The 16177-nt window shown below is 60.2% G+C and carries 11 protein-coding genes, 1 tRNA gene and 3 pseudogenes; 8 read left to right on the top strand and 7 right to left on the bottom strand.

The genetic code is table 11. The annotated features are described in order from the left end of the window. Positions 1-37: 37 nt before the first annotated feature. A complete protein-coding gene (locus tag F475_RS19285) occupies positions 38-1255 on the bottom strand; it encodes an MFS transporter (protein WP_018929546.1) in 1218 nt (405 codons plus the stop codon). 320 nt (positions 1256-1575) lie between these two features. Here F475_RS19285 and F475_RS19280 point away from each other — a divergent pair, with 320 nt between their 5' ends. From F475_RS19280 to ggt, 3 genes are all read left to right on the top strand, one after another. Beyond that, positions 1576-3633 carry a methyl-accepting chemotaxis protein gene (locus tag F475_RS19280; protein WP_111454509.1) on the top strand — a complete coding sequence of 686 codons (2058 nt, stop codon included), beginning with the start codon at positions 1576-1578 and terminating at the stop codon, positions 3631-3633. A gap of 116 nt (positions 3634-3749) precedes the next feature. After that, positions 3750-3826 (top strand) — tRNA-Met (locus tag F475_RS19275). A gap of 138 nt (positions 3827-3964) precedes the next feature. Further along, a complete protein-coding gene (ggt, locus tag F475_RS19270) occupies positions 3965-5809 on the top strand; it encodes a gamma-glutamyltransferase (RefSeq protein WP_111454508.1) in 1845 nt (614 codons plus the stop codon). A gap of 75 nt (positions 5810-5884) precedes the next feature. Here ggt and F475_RS31130 read toward each other — a convergent pair. From F475_RS31130 to F475_RS19260, 3 pseudogenes are all read right to left on the bottom strand, one after another. Next, a pseudogene (locus F475_RS31130) lies at positions 5885-6322 on the bottom strand (methyl-accepting chemotaxis protein); the annotation flags it as partial. A gap of 102 nt (positions 6323-6424) precedes the next feature. Then, positions 6425-7111, bottom strand: a pseudogene (locus tag F475_RS31125) (PAS domain-containing protein); the annotation flags it as partial. 208 nt (positions 7112-7319) lie between these two features. Further along, a pseudogene (locus tag F475_RS19260) lies at positions 7320-8056 on the bottom strand (MFS transporter). Between the two features lie 196 nt (positions 8057-8252). On the opposite strand from F475_RS19260, the gene F475_RS19255 reads away from it, so the two are divergent. The 4 genes from F475_RS19255 (at position 8253) to F475_RS19240 (ending at position 13517) form a co-directional block, all read left to right on the top strand. Further along, positions 8253-9671, top strand: coding sequence for a short-chain fatty acid transporter (locus tag F475_RS19255; protein ID WP_064616166.1), 1419 nt, complete (start codon positions 8253-8255; stop codon positions 9669-9671). 153 nt (positions 9672-9824) lie between these two features. After that, the gene (locus tag F475_RS19250) at positions 9825-11522 is read left to right on the top strand and encodes an acid phosphatase (RefSeq protein ID WP_111454506.1); all 1698 of its coding nucleotides are present in this window, start codon (positions 9825-9827) and stop codon (positions 11520-11522) included. 116 nt (positions 11523-11638) lie between these two features. Beyond that, on the top strand, positions 11639-12811 hold the full coding sequence (locus tag F475_RS19245) for a hypothetical protein (protein WP_111454505.1): 1173 nt from the start codon (positions 11639-11641) through the stop codon (positions 12809-12811). A gap of 181 nt (positions 12812-12992) precedes the next feature. After that, positions 12993-13517 carry an SET domain-containing protein-lysine N-methyltransferase gene (locus F475_RS19240; RefSeq protein ID WP_064616164.1) on the top strand — a complete coding sequence of 175 codons (525 nt, stop codon included), beginning with the start codon at positions 12993-12995 and terminating at the stop codon, positions 13515-13517. Between the two features lie 7 nt (positions 13518-13524). Here F475_RS19240 and can read toward each other — a convergent pair whose 3' ends face one another. Then, the gene (gene can / locus F475_RS19235) at positions 13525-14169 is read right to left on the bottom strand and encodes a carbonate dehydratase (RefSeq protein WP_007939732.1); all 645 of its coding nucleotides are present in this window, start codon (positions 14167-14169) and stop codon (positions 13525-13527) included. Positions 14170-14352: 183 nt separating this feature from the next. Here can and F475_RS19230 point away from each other — a divergent pair, with 183 nt between their 5' ends. Continuing rightward, on the top strand, positions 14353-14757 hold the full coding sequence (locus tag F475_RS19230) for a serine kinase/phosphatase (protein ID WP_111454504.1): 405 nt from the start codon (positions 14353-14355) through the stop codon (positions 14755-14757). A 62-nt stretch (positions 14758-14819) separates the two neighbouring features. Here the strand turns inward: F475_RS19230 and rimI are convergent, their stop codons facing one another. Beyond that, positions 14820-15272 (bottom strand): ribosomal protein S18-alanine N-acetyltransferase, encoded by a 453-nt coding sequence (rimI, locus tag F475_RS19225; protein WP_018929537.1) that lies wholly within the window; start codon positions 15270-15272, stop codon positions 14820-14822. Next, positions 15265-16011 carry an energy transducer TonB gene (locus F475_RS19220; RefSeq protein ID WP_111454503.1) on the bottom strand — a complete coding sequence of 249 codons (747 nt, stop codon included), beginning with the start codon at positions 16009-16011 and terminating at the stop codon, positions 15265-15267. The genes rimI and F475_RS19220 overlap by 8 nt, the downstream gene beginning before the upstream one ends. Positions 16012-16177: the final 166 nt, after the last annotated feature.

The raw sequence follows: 16177 nt of genomic DNA, 5'->3' as shown, positions 1-16177 counted from the left end.
GCGAGCTCGCCGGTCCCCACAGTGGAGGGATGTTGGTTCAGACTTTTTTGGTTCTTGGCAGAAAGATCGCCAACACCCCAAACAGCGGCAAGAACGAACACAGGAAGTACACATACTCGATGCCGCGAATATCCGCCAAATGCCCGAGCAACGCCGCACCAATCCCACCGAAACCGAACATGAGGCCGAAGAACACTCCGGCAATCATCCCGACATTTCCCGGCACCAGTTCTTGCGCATACACCACGATGGCCGAGAACGCCGAGGCCAGAATGAAACCGATCACCACACTCAACACACTGGTCCAGAACAGGTCCACATGGGGCAGCAGCAGCGTGAACGGCGCCACACCGAGGATCGAGAACCAGATCACTGCCTTGCGCCCGATCCTGTCGCCGATCGGCCCGCCGAAGAAGGTCCCTGCCGCTACCGCACCGAGAAACAGGAACAGATGCAGCTGCGAACTGGCCACCGACAGGTCAAATTTCTCGATCAGGTAGAACGTGAAGTAACTGGTGAGACTGGCCATGTAGAAATACTTGGAGAACACCAGCAACCCCAGTACCACCAACGCACTGATCACCCGGCCTTTTGATAAACCGTGCGTCGCTGCCTGACCTTGTTTGAGTTTGAACAGGTTCAAGTGATTGGCGTACCAGCGGCTGATCCGGTACAGCACGAATAACGCAAACAGTGCGAACACGCCGAACCAGGCCACATTGCCCTGACCATAGGGAATGATGATCGCCGCCGCCAACAACGGCCCGAAGGCCGAGCCCGCATTACCGCCGACCTGAAACGTCGATTGCGCCAGGCCGAAGCGCCCGCCCGAGGCCAGTCGCGCGACGCGTGAAGCTTCCGGGTGAAAAGTCGACGAGCCGATGCCGATCAACCCTGCTGCCAGCAAAATCATCGGAAAGTTGCCGACTACCGACATCATCAAAATGCCGATCAATGTGCAGACAGTGCCGGCCGGCAACAGCCAGGGCTTGGGATGGCGATCCGTGTGGTAACCCACCCACGGCTGCAACAACGAGGCCGTCAACTGAAAAGTCAGGGTAATCAGGCCGACTTGGGTGAAGGTCAGGCCATAGTTGGCCTTGAGCATCGGATAGATCGACGGCAGCACCGCCTGAATCAGGTCGTTGATCAAGTGCGCCAGCGCCACCGCGCCGATGATGCGCATGACCAGCGGACTGCTTTGTGAAGGAGCGGGCGTCGATGTCGCGGCGGACTGAGCGTTGCTGATGGCCATGAGAGTTTCCGTACTGCGGATGGGTGCGCACAGGCAGGTCGGTCAATGTGCCATTTTTCGGTGCAGTCGCGCCATCCCCTTAGCTTGCTAACGACCTCAAAAAAGGTGATAGCGCAAAGCCATGGTCTGAATCTTGCCTTGCTTATCCGCTTCAACGCGGCCCCTTACAAAGGGGACCGAGAATGGGAAGTTTCGCTACAGAGTCGGCCTACAGAGCGGACCAAGGTGAACTTTCGAGGCCTTTTAGAAGGACATCAGTCGCGGTCGCCATGGCCTCGACGCACGCCAATGGTGCGTGGTGTCCAGAGGAGTCATGGGGCATGCAGGCTTTTTTATCACCGGGGATCGGGCTGCTGGGGCGTTTCGGCTTCGCGCGCAAATTTCAGCTGCTGTTTCTGCTGTTTATCCTGCCGCTGGCAGGCAGCTTGTGGATGATCGGCCAGGACTATCGTGACAAGTTGAGCCTGATCGCCGGCGAACGCGCCGGGGTCCGGCAATTGATTGCCCTGGATGCGCTCGACAACTTGCTCGCCGCCCAGCGTGACCGCGCCGCGCGCTGGCGCGCCACCGAAACCAATCGCCAGCCGACACCTGCAACTATCGCGGCGATGGCAGCGTTCGACACGGTTCAGCCGGCCGTGGCCCAAGCGATCACAGACTTGGGCAATGCCCTGAAAACCGAAGGCGCCGAGGGCGAGACCCTCACCCGCTATCAAGCCTTGCAAAGCGCCCTCACTGGCCTGGATTCGAAAAGCCTGAGCAGCGTTGGATGGTGGCCGGACGGCTATGATCGCTTCACCAATGCCTTGAGCGCCCTGCAAGCCTTGCGCGAACAAATCGCCATGGACAATCGCCTGACCCTCGCGCCATGGCTGGAAACTTATCTGCTGACGCAGATCTCCACTCAACACGCACCGGACCTGATCGAACGGGTCGGTCGCCTCGCCGCGGTTGGTCAAGCTTCGGTGGTGTCCGGGCAGTTCACTCTGCAAAGCCGCCTGCAATTGCGCGACTTGCGCAGCCGCATCGGCGATGCTCGGGAACAGCTGGTGAAAACTGGTAGCCTGCTGGAAGCCCGCTTGCCCAGCGCCCTGCAAACCTGGGCCGGGCAGTACCATGACAGCCTCAAGCAGCTGGATGCCGGTTTGAAAGTGCTGGACGACGGCGTCTTCGGTGGCAGCATCAACCTCAAGCCCGAAGACTTCGAACGCAGTCTCGACGCCGTCCTCGGTAACCTTGCCTCGCTGCGCCAGCAATCGTTGGTTTCTCTGGATCAACGACTGGATTATTACCACGGCTCGGCCATCCGCCAGTTCATCCTGGTGGCGACAATTTTTGGCTGCCTGCTGCTGGCCGCGCTGTACCTGTTCATCTGCCTACAGGCCTCGATCCGTCGCAGCGCCAGCGGCATCACACTGCTGGCCGAAGCACTGCGCGACGGCAACCTGAGCCTGCAAGTGCCGGTACATGGCCGCGACGAACTGGCGGCGATCAGCACCTCGCTTAACGTCGCGGTGGTACAACTGCGCAACAGTTTGCTGGGGGTCGATCACGAAACCCTGCAGTTAAGCAACGCGGTGCGCACCCTCAACGATCACTCCAGCGGTGCCCTTGGCGAAGTCGAAGCCCAGCAGTTGCAGATCAGCCAGATCGCCGCCGCGGCCACGCAATTGGCCGCGACCTCCCAAGGGGTCGCCCAGAGTTGCGAACAGGCGTCTGGCAGCGCTCAGCACACCCAGCGCATCGCCGCCGATAGCAGCCGTGACAGCCAGCGTACGACAGCGAGTATTCAGCAACTCAATCAGCGGTTGAATGACACGGCGGCGGCACTGGGTCGGGTCAGCGAGCAAGGGCAGCAGATTCAATTGGTGGTCGATACCATTCGCGGCGTGGCCGAGCAGACCAACCTGCTGGCCCTCAACGCCGCCATCGAGGCCGCACGGGCTGGCGAGCAAGGTCGCGGCTTTGCGGTGGTGGCCGATGAAGTGCGCAGCCTGTCGCAACGCACCCAGTCCTCCACCGCGCAGATCGCCGGCACCGTCGACAGCCTGCGCAGCACCGTGAACGAAGCGGTAAGCCTGATGGAAGCCGCCTGCGGCCAGGCGCAATCGGATGCGCAAGCCGTCACCGGTCTCGGCGAACGCCTGGGGGAAATCGCCAGCGCGGTGCAAAGCGTCACCGACACCCTGGCACAAATCGCCACTGCCGTTGAAGAGCAAGCGAGTACCGCTGATGAAGTCAGCGGCAACATCCAGCAAGTCGATCAGGCGGCGGTACGCTTGCTCGAAGGCGCGCGGGCGGTGAACCTCGCCGCGGACACCTTGAGCCAGGGCAGCAAGGCCTTGAGTGCGAATACCGGGAGATTTCAGCTCGGTTGATGCCCTCCGCTGACCCGATTTTTCGGGTCAGCGGGATAAGCGGTTGAAAGTGTGGAGAAATATTTTAGATTTACGCTTGACGCATCGTCGTTCCAGGTGAATAATGCGCGCCACTTGGCTACATAGCTCAGTTGGTTAGAGCATAGCATTCATAATGCTGGGGTCCGGGGTTCAAGTCCCTGTGTAGCCACCAAGTACTAAAAACGGCTTACCGAAAGGTAGGCCGTTTTTTTATGCCTCGAGAAAAGTGGCGGGCGAACCCTGATTTGCGTAGCACTCCTTCGGCCGATAAAGTCCCTGGACCTTTTATCCCATGGACGGAGTGCCTCGCGTGTTCTCAGCCTTCCACTTGAACCGCTATCGCCTGTCAGCCTTTTCGCTGATCGCCACCGCTTTAACCCTCGCCGCGTGTAACGCCCCGCCCTCTTCGCCTTCGGTCTCGACCTTGCCGGCCGCGCCGGAAATCACCTCCGGTTATCGCACTGACCTGCAGACGCAGCACGCCTCCAGACACATGGCCGCGGCCGCCAACCCGTTGGCGGCCGAAGCCGGGAGGGAGATGCTACGCGAGGGTGGCTCGGCGATTGATGCGGCCATTGCCATGCAAGCGGTGTTGACGCTGGTCGAGCCGCAATCGTCGGGCATCGGCGGTGGCGCGTTGATTGTGCTGTGGGATGGCAAGGCCGTGCGCACCTACGACGGTCGCGAAACCGCACCGGCTGGTGCCACCGAGAAACTGTTCCTGCAAGCCGACGGCAAACCGATGCCTTTCACTCAGGCGCAGATCGGCGGGCGCTCGGTGGGTACGCCGGGTGTGTTGCGGGCGTTGGAGCTGGCCCATCAAAAGCACGGTCGGCTGCCGTGGGCGAGGTTGTTCGAACCCGCCATCAAACTCGCCGAGCAAGGTTTCGCCATCTCGCCACGCCTGCATCAGTTGATCGCGGCCGACGCGTTTATCCAGCGTTCACCGGACATGGCCGCCTACTTTCTGACTGCCGATGGCCATCCGAAAGCCGTCGGTACACAGCTGAAAAACCCGGCACTCGCGGCGGTGTTCAAGCGCATCGCCAAGGAAGGTCCCGATGCGCTATACACAGGCACCATCGCAAAAGAGATCGTCGCCAAGGTTCAGGGCCATACCAACCCCGGCAGCCTGTCGCTGAGCGATCTCCAGGGCTACAAGGCCAAGGAACGCGCGCCGCTGTGCACCGACTATAAACGCTGGCAAGTGTGCGGCATGCCGCCGCCGTCATCGGGCGGAATCGCCGTGGCACAAATCCTAGGCACCTTGCAGGCCCTGGAAACCCGCAACCCACGCTTTGCCCTGGCACCACTCAAACCGGTCAAGACCAGCAAACCAGCGGGCATAGAGCCAGCCCCTGAAGCCGTGCACCTGATCGCCGAAGCCGAACGCCTGGCTTATGCCGATCGTGCGCAATACGTTGCCGACACCGACTTCGTACCCGTGCCGGTCAAAGGGTTGGTCGACCCGACTTATCTGGCGACCCGCGCAACCTTGATTGGCGAGCGCAGCATGGGCCAGGCCAAACCCGGCACCCCGCCGGGCATTCAGGTCGCCTACGCGCCGGACCGCTCGCCGCTACGCATCTCCACCTCGCAGGTGGTGGCAGTCGATGACGAGGGCGATGCCGTGTCCATGACCACCACCGTGGAGGCGGCATTCGGCTCACACTTGATGGTCCAGGGTTTTCTGCTCAACAACCAGATGACCGACTTTTCGTTCATCCCCGAAGAGCAAGGGCAAAAAGTCGCCAACCGCGTCGAACCCGGCAAACGCCCGCGCTCGTCCATGGCACCAACACTGATCTTCGACCGCCAGAGCGGCGAGTTCGTGGCCACCGTCGGCTCGCCCGGCGGCTCGCAGATCATCGAGTACGTGGCCAAATCCACCATCGGCCTGCTCGACTGGAACCTCGACCCGCAAGCCGCCATCAACCTGCCCAACTTCGGCAGCCGCAACGGCCCGACCGAACTGGAACAGGGTCAGTTCAGCCCGGCACTGATTCAGGCGCTGAAGGACAAAGGGCACAGCGTGAGCGAGATCGACATGACCAGCGGGACGCAGGCGATTGTTCGGGTCAAGGATGAGCAGGGGAAAGCCACGTTGGCCGGCGGGGCCGATCCACGGCGTGAGGGGGAAGCATTGGGGGATTGAGTCTTACGCAGGAATGAGGAAAGGCTTACCGGGAGGTAGGCCTTTTTGAGGACTACCCGCGCCGGATAGATAGCATCAAGTCGATAATTGGTTGGCAAACTGCCCGACTGCGTTCACCACTTTCTGCGCACCGTCCTGGATCTCGACGATCACCGTGCCCGCCTCCGCCGCCAGCGCCAGGCCTTGTTCAGCCTGCAGTTTGCCGTCAGTCATGAGCGCCACGGCGTTGCGCGCCATGTCCTGGTTCTGACGCACGACGCCGACAATTTCATCGGTCGCCTGACTGGTGCGCGAGGCTAATTGCCGGACTTCGTCCGCCACCACGGCAAACCCACGTCCCTGTTCACCGGCACGAGCCGCTTCGATGGCCGCGTTGAGCGCCAGCAGGTTGGTCTGCTCGGCGATGCCGCTGATGGTTTTGACGATGGTGCCGATCACCAGCGATTGCTCGTTCAGTGCTTCGATACCTTCGCCAGCGGTTTGCATGTGTTTGGCCAGGTCACGCATCACGTCTACAGCTTGGGTCACCACGGCAGTTCCGCGCTGTGCACTCTGGTCGGTTTGTTGAGAAGTGCTGTAGGCAATGTTGGCCGCCTCGGCGACAGCCTGCTCCTGATTGACCTGATCGGTAATCACCGTGGCGAACTTCACCACTTTGTAGAGTTTGTTGTTGGCATCGACCACCGGGTTGTAGGAAGCCTCCAGCCAGACCAAGCGACCGTGGCTATCGACACGCTTGAAACGATCAGCGACGAACTCGCCAGCGTTCAGACGGCGCCAGAAGTTCTGATACTCAGCGCTGTTGTATTCCTCTGGCTCACAGAAGATGCGGTGATGTTTACCCTGGATCTGCGCCAGGCTGTAACCCATGCCACTGAGGAAACGCTCGTTGGCCATCAGCACGTTGCCATTGAGGTCGAACTCGATCACTGCCGTCGAACGCACCAGCGCGCCAATCAGGTTTTCATGCTCACGGGACGCCTCGATGGTACGGGTCAGGTCGCTGGAGTAAATCGAGAAGTTCTTGATACGGCCGTCCGAGGAGCGCACCGGCTGCATGATCGAACGCAACCAGGCTTCGGCACCGTTGCCGCGTAGCAAACGGACCGCGCCGGCAAAGTGCTCGCCACGGGTCAGCGCGGCCTTGAAACGGTTATGGAATTCATCCGATTTCACATGGACCGGAACAAGGTCTTCGATGTGCCGGCCGATCAGATCATTGCTTTTGTAGAGCATCTCACTGACGAAGTTTTGGTTGACCGATTGAATTCGCCCATCGGAGTCAAGAGTCAGGACCAGCATCTCGCTTTCCAGACTCTCCTTGACTTGCAGAAGGCTGGAGAGTTCTTCGCGAAGAGCCGACAGCTCCTGCTTCAAGCGTTTATTGAACATGGGAAGCACCGATGGACAGAGATAAAAAGCGGCTTACAGCCTAGCCATCGGCTTTGCAGGTATTTTCTGAAGAGTGTTGCAGGGTTGTCCTACAAAAATAGTCGCGGCACAAACAGCCTCATGCCGCGCCAGCCACCGAACAGCGCCCGACTCGCGGCATTCGCGCACCGAAATACACCGCGCTGCTGATGCCCACGGCCCCCATCACCGCGCAGAAGATCACACAAATCCACGGACTCCACGGCATCAGACCGATCAACAGCAGCGGTGTGACACTCGCCCAGGCGGCGTAGGCAATGTTGTAGGTGAAGGAAATCCACCGTGCGCAGCGGCAGTTCGACAGCGGCCTCGCGCTGGGCCTGCATCGCCATGAACACCGGGGTTTCGCTGAGCCAGCGGCGCAGCCAGACACCGATCACGCCAAACACACCGCCCAGCAGAAACGGGTAACGCCAGGCGTAATCGAGGATTTGCGCCGAGGTGAACGCCTGAGCCAGAAAAGTCGCCGTCAAGGCGCCGATCAGGTAACCGAAGGTCAGCCCCGCCTGCAGGAAACCGAGGGCATATGCTCAGGCTGAACACCTTCTTGCGTCCCAACCGGTCAGCGAAATGCGCCATCAGGATCCCGCCCAACGGACGCGCGAGGTAGCCCGTGACGAAGATCCCGAAGCTTTGCAGCAGACGCAGCCACTCGGGCATTTCCGGCGGGAAGAACAGCTGGCTGAGGGTCAGCGCGAAGAATACGAAAATAATGAAGTCGTAGATTTCCAGCGCACCGCCCAAGGCTGCAAGCCCCAGGGTCTTGTAGTCCGAGCGAGTGAAGGGCGCCGGGCGCGCATTGATGTTGGCAGTCATGTAAAAGAACTCTGGCAGGCAAAAAACCAAGGCGCCCACGGTCTACGCAAATGCGCTTGCGGACAACCCGTTAGACCATAGTCCCAAACGCCCCAAACAGCGTCCCCGCAACGGGCCGATTGATTTACTGTTGGCACCGACCGGATGGGCCATTGCGCCCTGAACCCCACAATAAACATAAAAACGAGGTACTCCCGTGGCCGCTGATATCGAAGATAGCCGCTATGCGCGCTTTGCCCTGCATTGTTCAAACTTTGCCGAACGCTGGTTTCCCGACTCCTGGGTATTCGCCGCGCTGGCAGTGATCATCGTCGCTGTGGCGACCATGGCCATGGGCGCCAAACCCACCGACGCCGCCATGGCCTTCGGTGACGGTTTCTGGAGCCTGATTCCGTTCACCATGCAGATGGCATTCGTGGTGATCGGCGGTTACGTGGTCGCCAGTTCGCCACCGGCGGTGAAACTGATCGACCGCCTGGCACGCGTCCCGAAAAACGGCCGTTCCGCCGTGGCCTGGGTGGCGCTGATTTCCATGGTCGCGTCGTTGCTGAACTGGGGGCTGTCACTGGTATTCGGCGGGCTGCTGGTACGTGCCCTCGCCCGCCGTACCGATCTGAAAATGGATTACCGAGCCGCCGGTGCCGCCGCCTATCTTGGTCTGGGCGCGGTCTGGGCCTTGGGTCTGTCGTCGTCCGCGGCACAATTGCAAGCCAACCCCGCCAGTTTGCCGCCATCGATTCTGTCGATCACGGGCGTCATTCCCTTCACTCAAACGATCTTTCTCTGGCAGTCGGGTGTGCTGTTGCTGGCACTGACCGTGGTCTCGCTAATCGTTGCCTACGCCACCGCGCCCGGCCCCGCGACAGCCCGTGACGCCAAAGCCTGCGGTATCGATCCGGGTTTCAGTCTGCCGGCGCCAGCACCGCGTACCCGCCCTGGTGAATGGCTGGAATACAGCCCGCTGCTGACGATTCTGCTGGCATTGCTGGCGGCCGGATGGCTGTTCCATGAGTTTGCGACCAAACCGGCGATCAGCGCGATTTCCGGACTGAACACCTACAACTTCCTGTTCCTGATGCTCGGCGCGCTGCTGCACTGGCGCCCGCGCAGCTTCCTCGATGCGGTGGCCCGTGCGGTGCCGACCACCACCGGTGTGCTGATCCAGTTCCCGCTGTACGGCTCGATCGCTGCCCTGATGACGGTGGTCAAGGGCACCGACGGACAATCATTGGCCCACCACATCTCGACCTTTTTCGTACAAATCGCGTCCCACGACACCTATGCCCTGCTGATGGGCGTGTACTCGGCCATCCTCGGCTTTTTCATCCCTTCCGGTGGCGGCAAATGGATCATTGAAGCGCCATACGTCATGCAAGTGGCCAATGACCTGAACTACCACCTGGGCTGGGCCGTGCAGATCTACAACGCCGCCGAAGCGCTGCCGAACCTGATCAACCCGTTCTACATGCTGCCGCTACTGGGCGTGCTCGGGTTGAAGGCCCGGGATCTGATCGGGTTTTCGTTCGTGCAGTTGCTGGTGCACACGCCACTGGTGCTGTTTCTGCTGTGGGCGCTAGGGACGACGCTTACGTATATGGCGCCGGTGATGCCTTGACGCCGACCTTCAATCCACCACCAATCCAGTGTGGAAGCGGGCTGCTTCCACACTGGCGACTCATTGTTTTCACAAACGTAACCCCTCTGTCACACCTCGCTGCTAGCGTCCCGCCGAAACATATTGAAACAACTTAGCAAGACGGAACTCGCCATGAACGATGAAGAAAACCGCAACGACGCCTCTTCCCCGCAAACAGATACGCCCACCGACACCAGTCGCCGCCGCTTCCTGGGTGGCGTGGCGGTACTCGGTGTCGGCGCGACCCTCAGCGCTTGTGGCAGTCATGGCGATGACTCGGGTAAACCGCTCGAACGCCTGCTTTCACCTGTCGAATTGGACAAAGCCTTACGCGACCAGGTGAAAACCGTAGTGGTGATCTACGCCGAGAACCGTAGTTTCAATAACCTGTTCGGCGACTTCCCTGGCGTCGAGAAACCGCTCTCGGGCCTCAAGCCCGTCGAATATCAGCAGCGCGATCGCGATGGCAGCCTGTTGCAGACCCTGCCGCCAGTCTGGGGCGGCGTGCTGCAGATCGGCCCGCAAACCCTCGATGGCGTGACTTACCCCAGCGCAACCCAGTTCCAGGAGCACCTGCCTAACGCGCCCTTTGCCCTCAAAGGTCCGAACGCAGAAGACTTGCCGTTCGGCCTGGTGACGCGCGACCTGTGGCATGCGTTCTATCAGAACCAGATGCAGATCAACGGTGGCAAAAATGACGGCTTTGTCGCCTGGGGCGACTCCGGTGGCCTGCCCATGGGGCATTACGCCCAGAGTCGATATTCCCTGCGGTTGTGGGACGTTGCCCAAGAATTTGTGCTCTGCGATAACTTTTTCCAGGGGGCTTTCGGCGGCTCGTTTCTCAACCATCAATACCTGATCAGCGCCACCGCGCCGTTCTATCCGGACGCCGTCAACTCGGTAGCCAAGACACAGATCGCCACGCTGCAAAGCGATGATCCGGCCGACCCACGCCTCAAGCCCCTGGAACAATCCCCAGCCAGCGCCATGACCGGCCCACCCCAATTCGGCCCCAGCGCGCTGACGCCGGACGGCTATGGGGTCAACACGCTCGCTCCGCCGTACTGGCCGACCTGGATTCGCGACCCGGAGCGTCCTGCGTACGCCAAACCAGACCTGCCGAACGTCATGGTCCCCCAGACCCACGAGCACATAGGCGACAAGCTCTCGAAGAAAAACATCGACTGGGCCTGGTATGCCGGAGGTTGGCAGGCGACGCTGGATCAGTACAAGGACTCTGGCGGTATTCCGAAAATCCCGAACTTCCAGTACCACCACCAACCGTTCAACTACTTCAAGCAGCAGGGGCCGGAAAACCCGCTGGAGCGCGGTAAACGTCTACGGGATGCGGGGCTGGGCGATGAATCGAATACCAACAAGTTCTTTGCCGATGCCGAGGCGGGCAAGCTGCCGGCGGTGAGTTTCTATAAACCCCAGGGCAACCTGAACATGCACGCCGGTTACGCCGATGTAGCGTCCGGCGACCGGCACATCGTCCGCGCCCTGAAAGTGCTGCGGGAAAGCCCGCAGTGGAAAAACATGGTGGTCGTGGTCACGGTCGATGAGAACGGCGGTTGGTGGGATCACGTCGCACCGCCCAAGGGCGACCGCTGGGGACCGGGCTCGCGGGTACCGACGCTGGTCGTTTCGCCGTTTGCGCGCAAGGGCATGGTGGATCACACGGTCTATGACACTGGCTCGATTCTGCGGTTGATCACCCGGGTGTTTCAGCTTGAAAAGCTCGATGGCCTCAGGCAGCGGGACGATGCAATGATTGCCCGTGGCCAGAAACCCATGGGCGACTTGAGCAATACACTGCACTTTGCCTGATGAAAAAGGGGCTCTGACTGGCGCTCTTTTCACTTGTGTACTAGACCGTTCGACACAACTAGTTCCAGTATGTACCCGCCCCACCTCCGAGGGCTCACGCTGAAAAGGATCTGAGCATGTTCAAACTCGCAGGATTCACCCTCGCCGCGCTCACCCTGAGCGCCGCCGCTCACGCCGATGTCGATCTGAATCTGGGCAGTACCGAGCGCGTTACCCGGCTGTTCGCCTACCCCAACAACTGTAATGTCATCTGCTTCCGCAACTGGACACTGGAGCAGACCGTCGAGCATTACCTGACCCAAAGCGTACAGCGCGATGGCTACAAGACCGCAAAAGTGCTGGTCAAAACCGAAAACAAGCAGCTCCACGCCCATATCAGCGGTGTGCCCAAAGGCTATGACAAGCCACTGACCGCACTGCTCAATGCTGGGGATTTGGCCTACAACGGTGCCAACAAGCTGAGTGCCGATGGCAAATGGACCTATAACTGGTACCTGTTCCTGCCGCTGGGCATGGCGCTGGAAAACCGCAAAAGCGTCGAACTGCTGCACTTCCCGCCAGATTATTCCCTGACCCAGGCCCAGGACTATCTGGAGTCCAAGACCACCGACCGCTGGGCCGCGCTGCTGAACGCCAACAACATTCCCGCCGACCAGACGCCGGCCTATCAGACCATCATCGACATCGCGCCGATTGCCGCGCCGTCCACCGCCGGCAAGGATCTGGAAGGCGTCTACAACTACTTCACGGACTACCAGACCACCATGGTCAAGGAAGTCAGCCAGAATGCCAAAGGTGCAGCATTGCCAATGGTCGCCTTTGGTTCACCAGTGCGTAACTGGATCAAGCAACAATACGGGCAGACCGTAGAAATATTGGGCCTGGCAACCATCAGCCCGAGCAAGGGGGTGACGGTACCCGTACTGGGTTCCAACCACCCGAGCTACATCTGGTACGCCGCCGACCCCGAAGCCTATAGCGGCGACGATGCGCAGGCCAAGGCCGACGCCGCGGGGCTGAAAGTCATGGGGCAGGATTTGAGTGCCGCGTGCTGGCAGGCCGGAATGGGCAGCAAACCGGGCACTGACCCTACCGCTCAGCTGAAAAGCTGCACTCAGACCTGGCAAGTGACCCAGAAAGAAAAAACCTGCGAACTGTTCTACACCTCGATTCGCAACCTGACGCCTGAGCAAGCGGTGGCCAAATGCTCGACAGCGCCGGTCAAATCCGAGCTGAAACAGCTGCAGACCCCGGCCCTTATGACCTCCGCATCTGCCCCACACTTGTAAAACGAAGGAAGTCTTTCCCGCGTGAGCCATGGCTGACGCGGGAAAGAGCTTTTCTCGACTGTCATATCTGACAGTAGACCGGTTATCTCATTTGCGAGAGGCTTGTGTCGTATCCACGTGCTGCAGAGCTGACAGGATGTCAGCAGACGGAGGTCGTAGCACCCAACTGACAAGGATTGTTATGAGACGCCATGCCGAACAAGGACTACCACCGCCGTCATCAAATGGCATCTATCCGTTTGTAGAGTTGCCCCTTCGCCTTGGATTCCCCTCCAAAGACGACTTTGAAATCATCTACAACGCTGAGGGATCGGCAATGGCGGTCGCGGCACTGCGCGAGTTCCCCCGCATCAGCCGAATCTGCCGGGTTTCCGGACATCTATTGCCCTATCGCTGCCGACACACCCGGCAGTTGGCGCCGGGAATCCATGTCTACGATCCGTGCTTCAGTGGTCTGCTGAGTCACTCCTGCGACCCCAACGTCTTTCTCGATATGAGCGAGCTGTGGTTATGGGCGCTCAAAGACATCAAAAAGGGTGACCGACTGACGATGGATTTCGCCGCGACAGAAGACAAGCTGCTGCGGCAGTTCGCCTGCCGCTGCGGTTGTCCTTGCTGCCGTGGCTGGATCATCGGCTACGACGAGTCACCGAATGCCAATGGAGAACAGTTCTTTCAACACTGGCGTCGGCGAAGTCTCATCTGAATGGCTTTTACAGTGCCTCGACCGGGCGCAAACGGTACTGCGGCGGCAACTGCTCGAAACCGCTGATGGTGGCGTTCAGGCTCTTCCAGCGACCGTCCTTGATGCCATAGATGCAGCCGTGGATCGACAGGCTCTGCCCGCGGTGCCAGGCATTTTGCACAATGCTGGTGTGACCGACGTTGGCCACCTGCTGGATCACATTGAGCTCACAGAGGCGGTCGACCCGCTCTTCTTCGGTGGGCAACTTGGCCAGTTCGTCGCGTTTTTCATAGTAGAGATCACGAATCGAGCGCAACCAGCCGTCGATCAGGCCCAACTGACGATCCTGCATCGAGGCGCGTACACCGCCGCAGCCGTAGTGGCCGGTCACCAGGATGTGTTTGACCTTGAGTACATCCACCGCATACTGAATCACCGACAGGCAGTTGAGGTCGGTGTGCAGCACCACGTTGGCCACGTTGCGGTGCACGAACAGATCACCCGGCAGCATGCCGACGATTTCGTTGGCTGGCACGCGTGCGTCTGAACAGCCGATCCACAGGTATTCCGGGGTTTGCTGACGGGCTAGCTTGGCAAAAAAATCAGGATCTTCGCGGGTGATCGCATCAGCCCAGCGTTCGTTGTTATCAATCAGATCTTGTAAGTCGTTCATGCAATGAAGCCTCGAGAATGATGCACTGCTTTGACAGACAACCGCCCGTCGGGGTCACGCACGAGATGCAGATCCCCCTGATGTCCTGATGTATGTAGCGGCTAGCCGGCGCTCCATGCCCGCGGGAATTCTCGGCAGCCCAGTGGGTCAATTGTAGTAGGGCCTACAGTATGAGGAATTGCCATGACTGATTCACGACGTCCGTTCGATCAGGAGCCACCCGAGCCCATCGACGACGATGAAGACCGCATGGGCTCGGTGCATGAGCTGGATTTCGACGAGGAAGAACCCGGCACCAGAATCGGCGACCTGACACCTGAACACGAGCATGCACAGCAGATGCCCGACGCGCGCGTCCGTAAACCCCGCATGACTGGGGGCTCGACCAATGACAATGACGCCACCGACGATGACTTGACCCCGGAAACCCTGATCCGTGAAGACGGCGCACGGGATGCCCACGAAGCGGGTGAAGACGGCCAGGCGGATTGGGAGTTGCGCATTGTCGACGAGGACGATATCGGTGGGGGCGATGGGCTGGATGAAGAGGAACTGGCACAGCAGGATCCATTGGACGGCAAGCCTTGATCGTTGACGTTCGTGAAGACGCCTTCGCGGGCAAGCCTCGCCCGCGAAGGCTTTAGAAACGATCAATCAACCAAGGTGCAAGCCATCACCACCGCATCTTCCCGCCCGCCAACCGCCGGGTAGTAATCCCGCCGACGCCCGATCTCGTTAAACCCATACCGCTCATACAACCGAAACGCCGCCCGGTTGCTGTCGCGCACTTCCAGGAAGCATTCCCGCGCCTCAGCCTTGTAGGCAATCGACATCAAATGCTCCAGCAGCGTCAAGCCCAGGCCGCGGCCCTGATTTTCCGGTTTGACGGTGATGTTCAGCAGATGCGCCTCATCAAGGATGATCTGCACTACGCCATGACCGACCTGCTGCTGCCCTTCGAACATCAGCCAGATCTGGTACTTGCCCAGGCCATCGAGAAAAATCCCGCGGGTCCAGGGATGGCTGTAGGCTGCGTATTCGATTTTCAGTACAGCGTCCAGGTCCGCCTCGGTCATCGGGCGGAACGATACAGCGTCACTCATTCGATTCTTTCCAACGCGCCATCAGCCGACGCATGGCTTGCCAGACATCAGCCTTACGCTGTGGCTCTTCCATTAATAACTCCAGGCCCGGCAAGGCCCAGACCGACCCCAGGCCTTCGACCTGAAGTTCACGGTTGAAGGATTCGGCGCTGGCCTCACCGGCAAAACGCACCGCCGGCAGGCCGATCAGCCACAGGCAGACGCACGGTGCGTCTTCCAGGCGGGCCGACAGAAAACCTTGTACGAAATCCCGAGCCGCTTCCGGCCCTTGGTCCATTGTGCCGCGAGCCAGCAGCGGCCAGCGCACCGGCTCGCCGACGATCTGCGGGCTGTCCGGCAGGCCAGCGGCGCGCAGCATGTCTTTGAGCAACAGATAAGCGGGGTCGCGGGTCTGGAAAGTTTCGCCTGTGGGTAACTCCACCAGCAACAGGCAGCGACCGGCTCGCAGCAATTGCAGAGCGAAACGCGGCGGCGGCACTGGTGCAGCCTTGGCGACGAGCGGTACCTCTTCGCTCTCTTGCGTCGCTTTGCTTGCTGGTTTTCCAGCCGATGGCGTCGGCCGTGGCACCTCGATTTTCACCCGCTCGGCCGGTTTGGCCGCGGGTTCCACGGGCGTCTGCGCCACCGGAGCAGGTGCAACCGGGGCGACGACCGCTGGCTCGGGCATCTCCAGCAGTTCGGGCCGCGATGGCGCAGCAAAGGGCAATTCGGTGCGCGGCAGCCAGTTGACCACCTGCATGGCGGTCAAATAAGCGCGGCGACGGGACTCGATAAGCAAAGGTCGGCCACTTGTGGATAACTAAAGTGCGGTGATTCTACCGCCCTTCGCTCAAGATCGCCCACGCTTGATCGATAGACTTCACCGATAGAAGAAGCGACAGCCCATCCCCAGAGTGAATCGACAC

The sequence above is a fragment of the Pseudomonas sp. URMO17WK12:I6 genome, assembly GCF_003253625.1.
Taxonomy (GTDB): Bacteria; Pseudomonadota; Gammaproteobacteria; order Pseudomonadales; family Pseudomonadaceae; genus Aquipseudomonas.
This window is presented reverse-complemented; position numbering and strand designations above follow the sequence as displayed.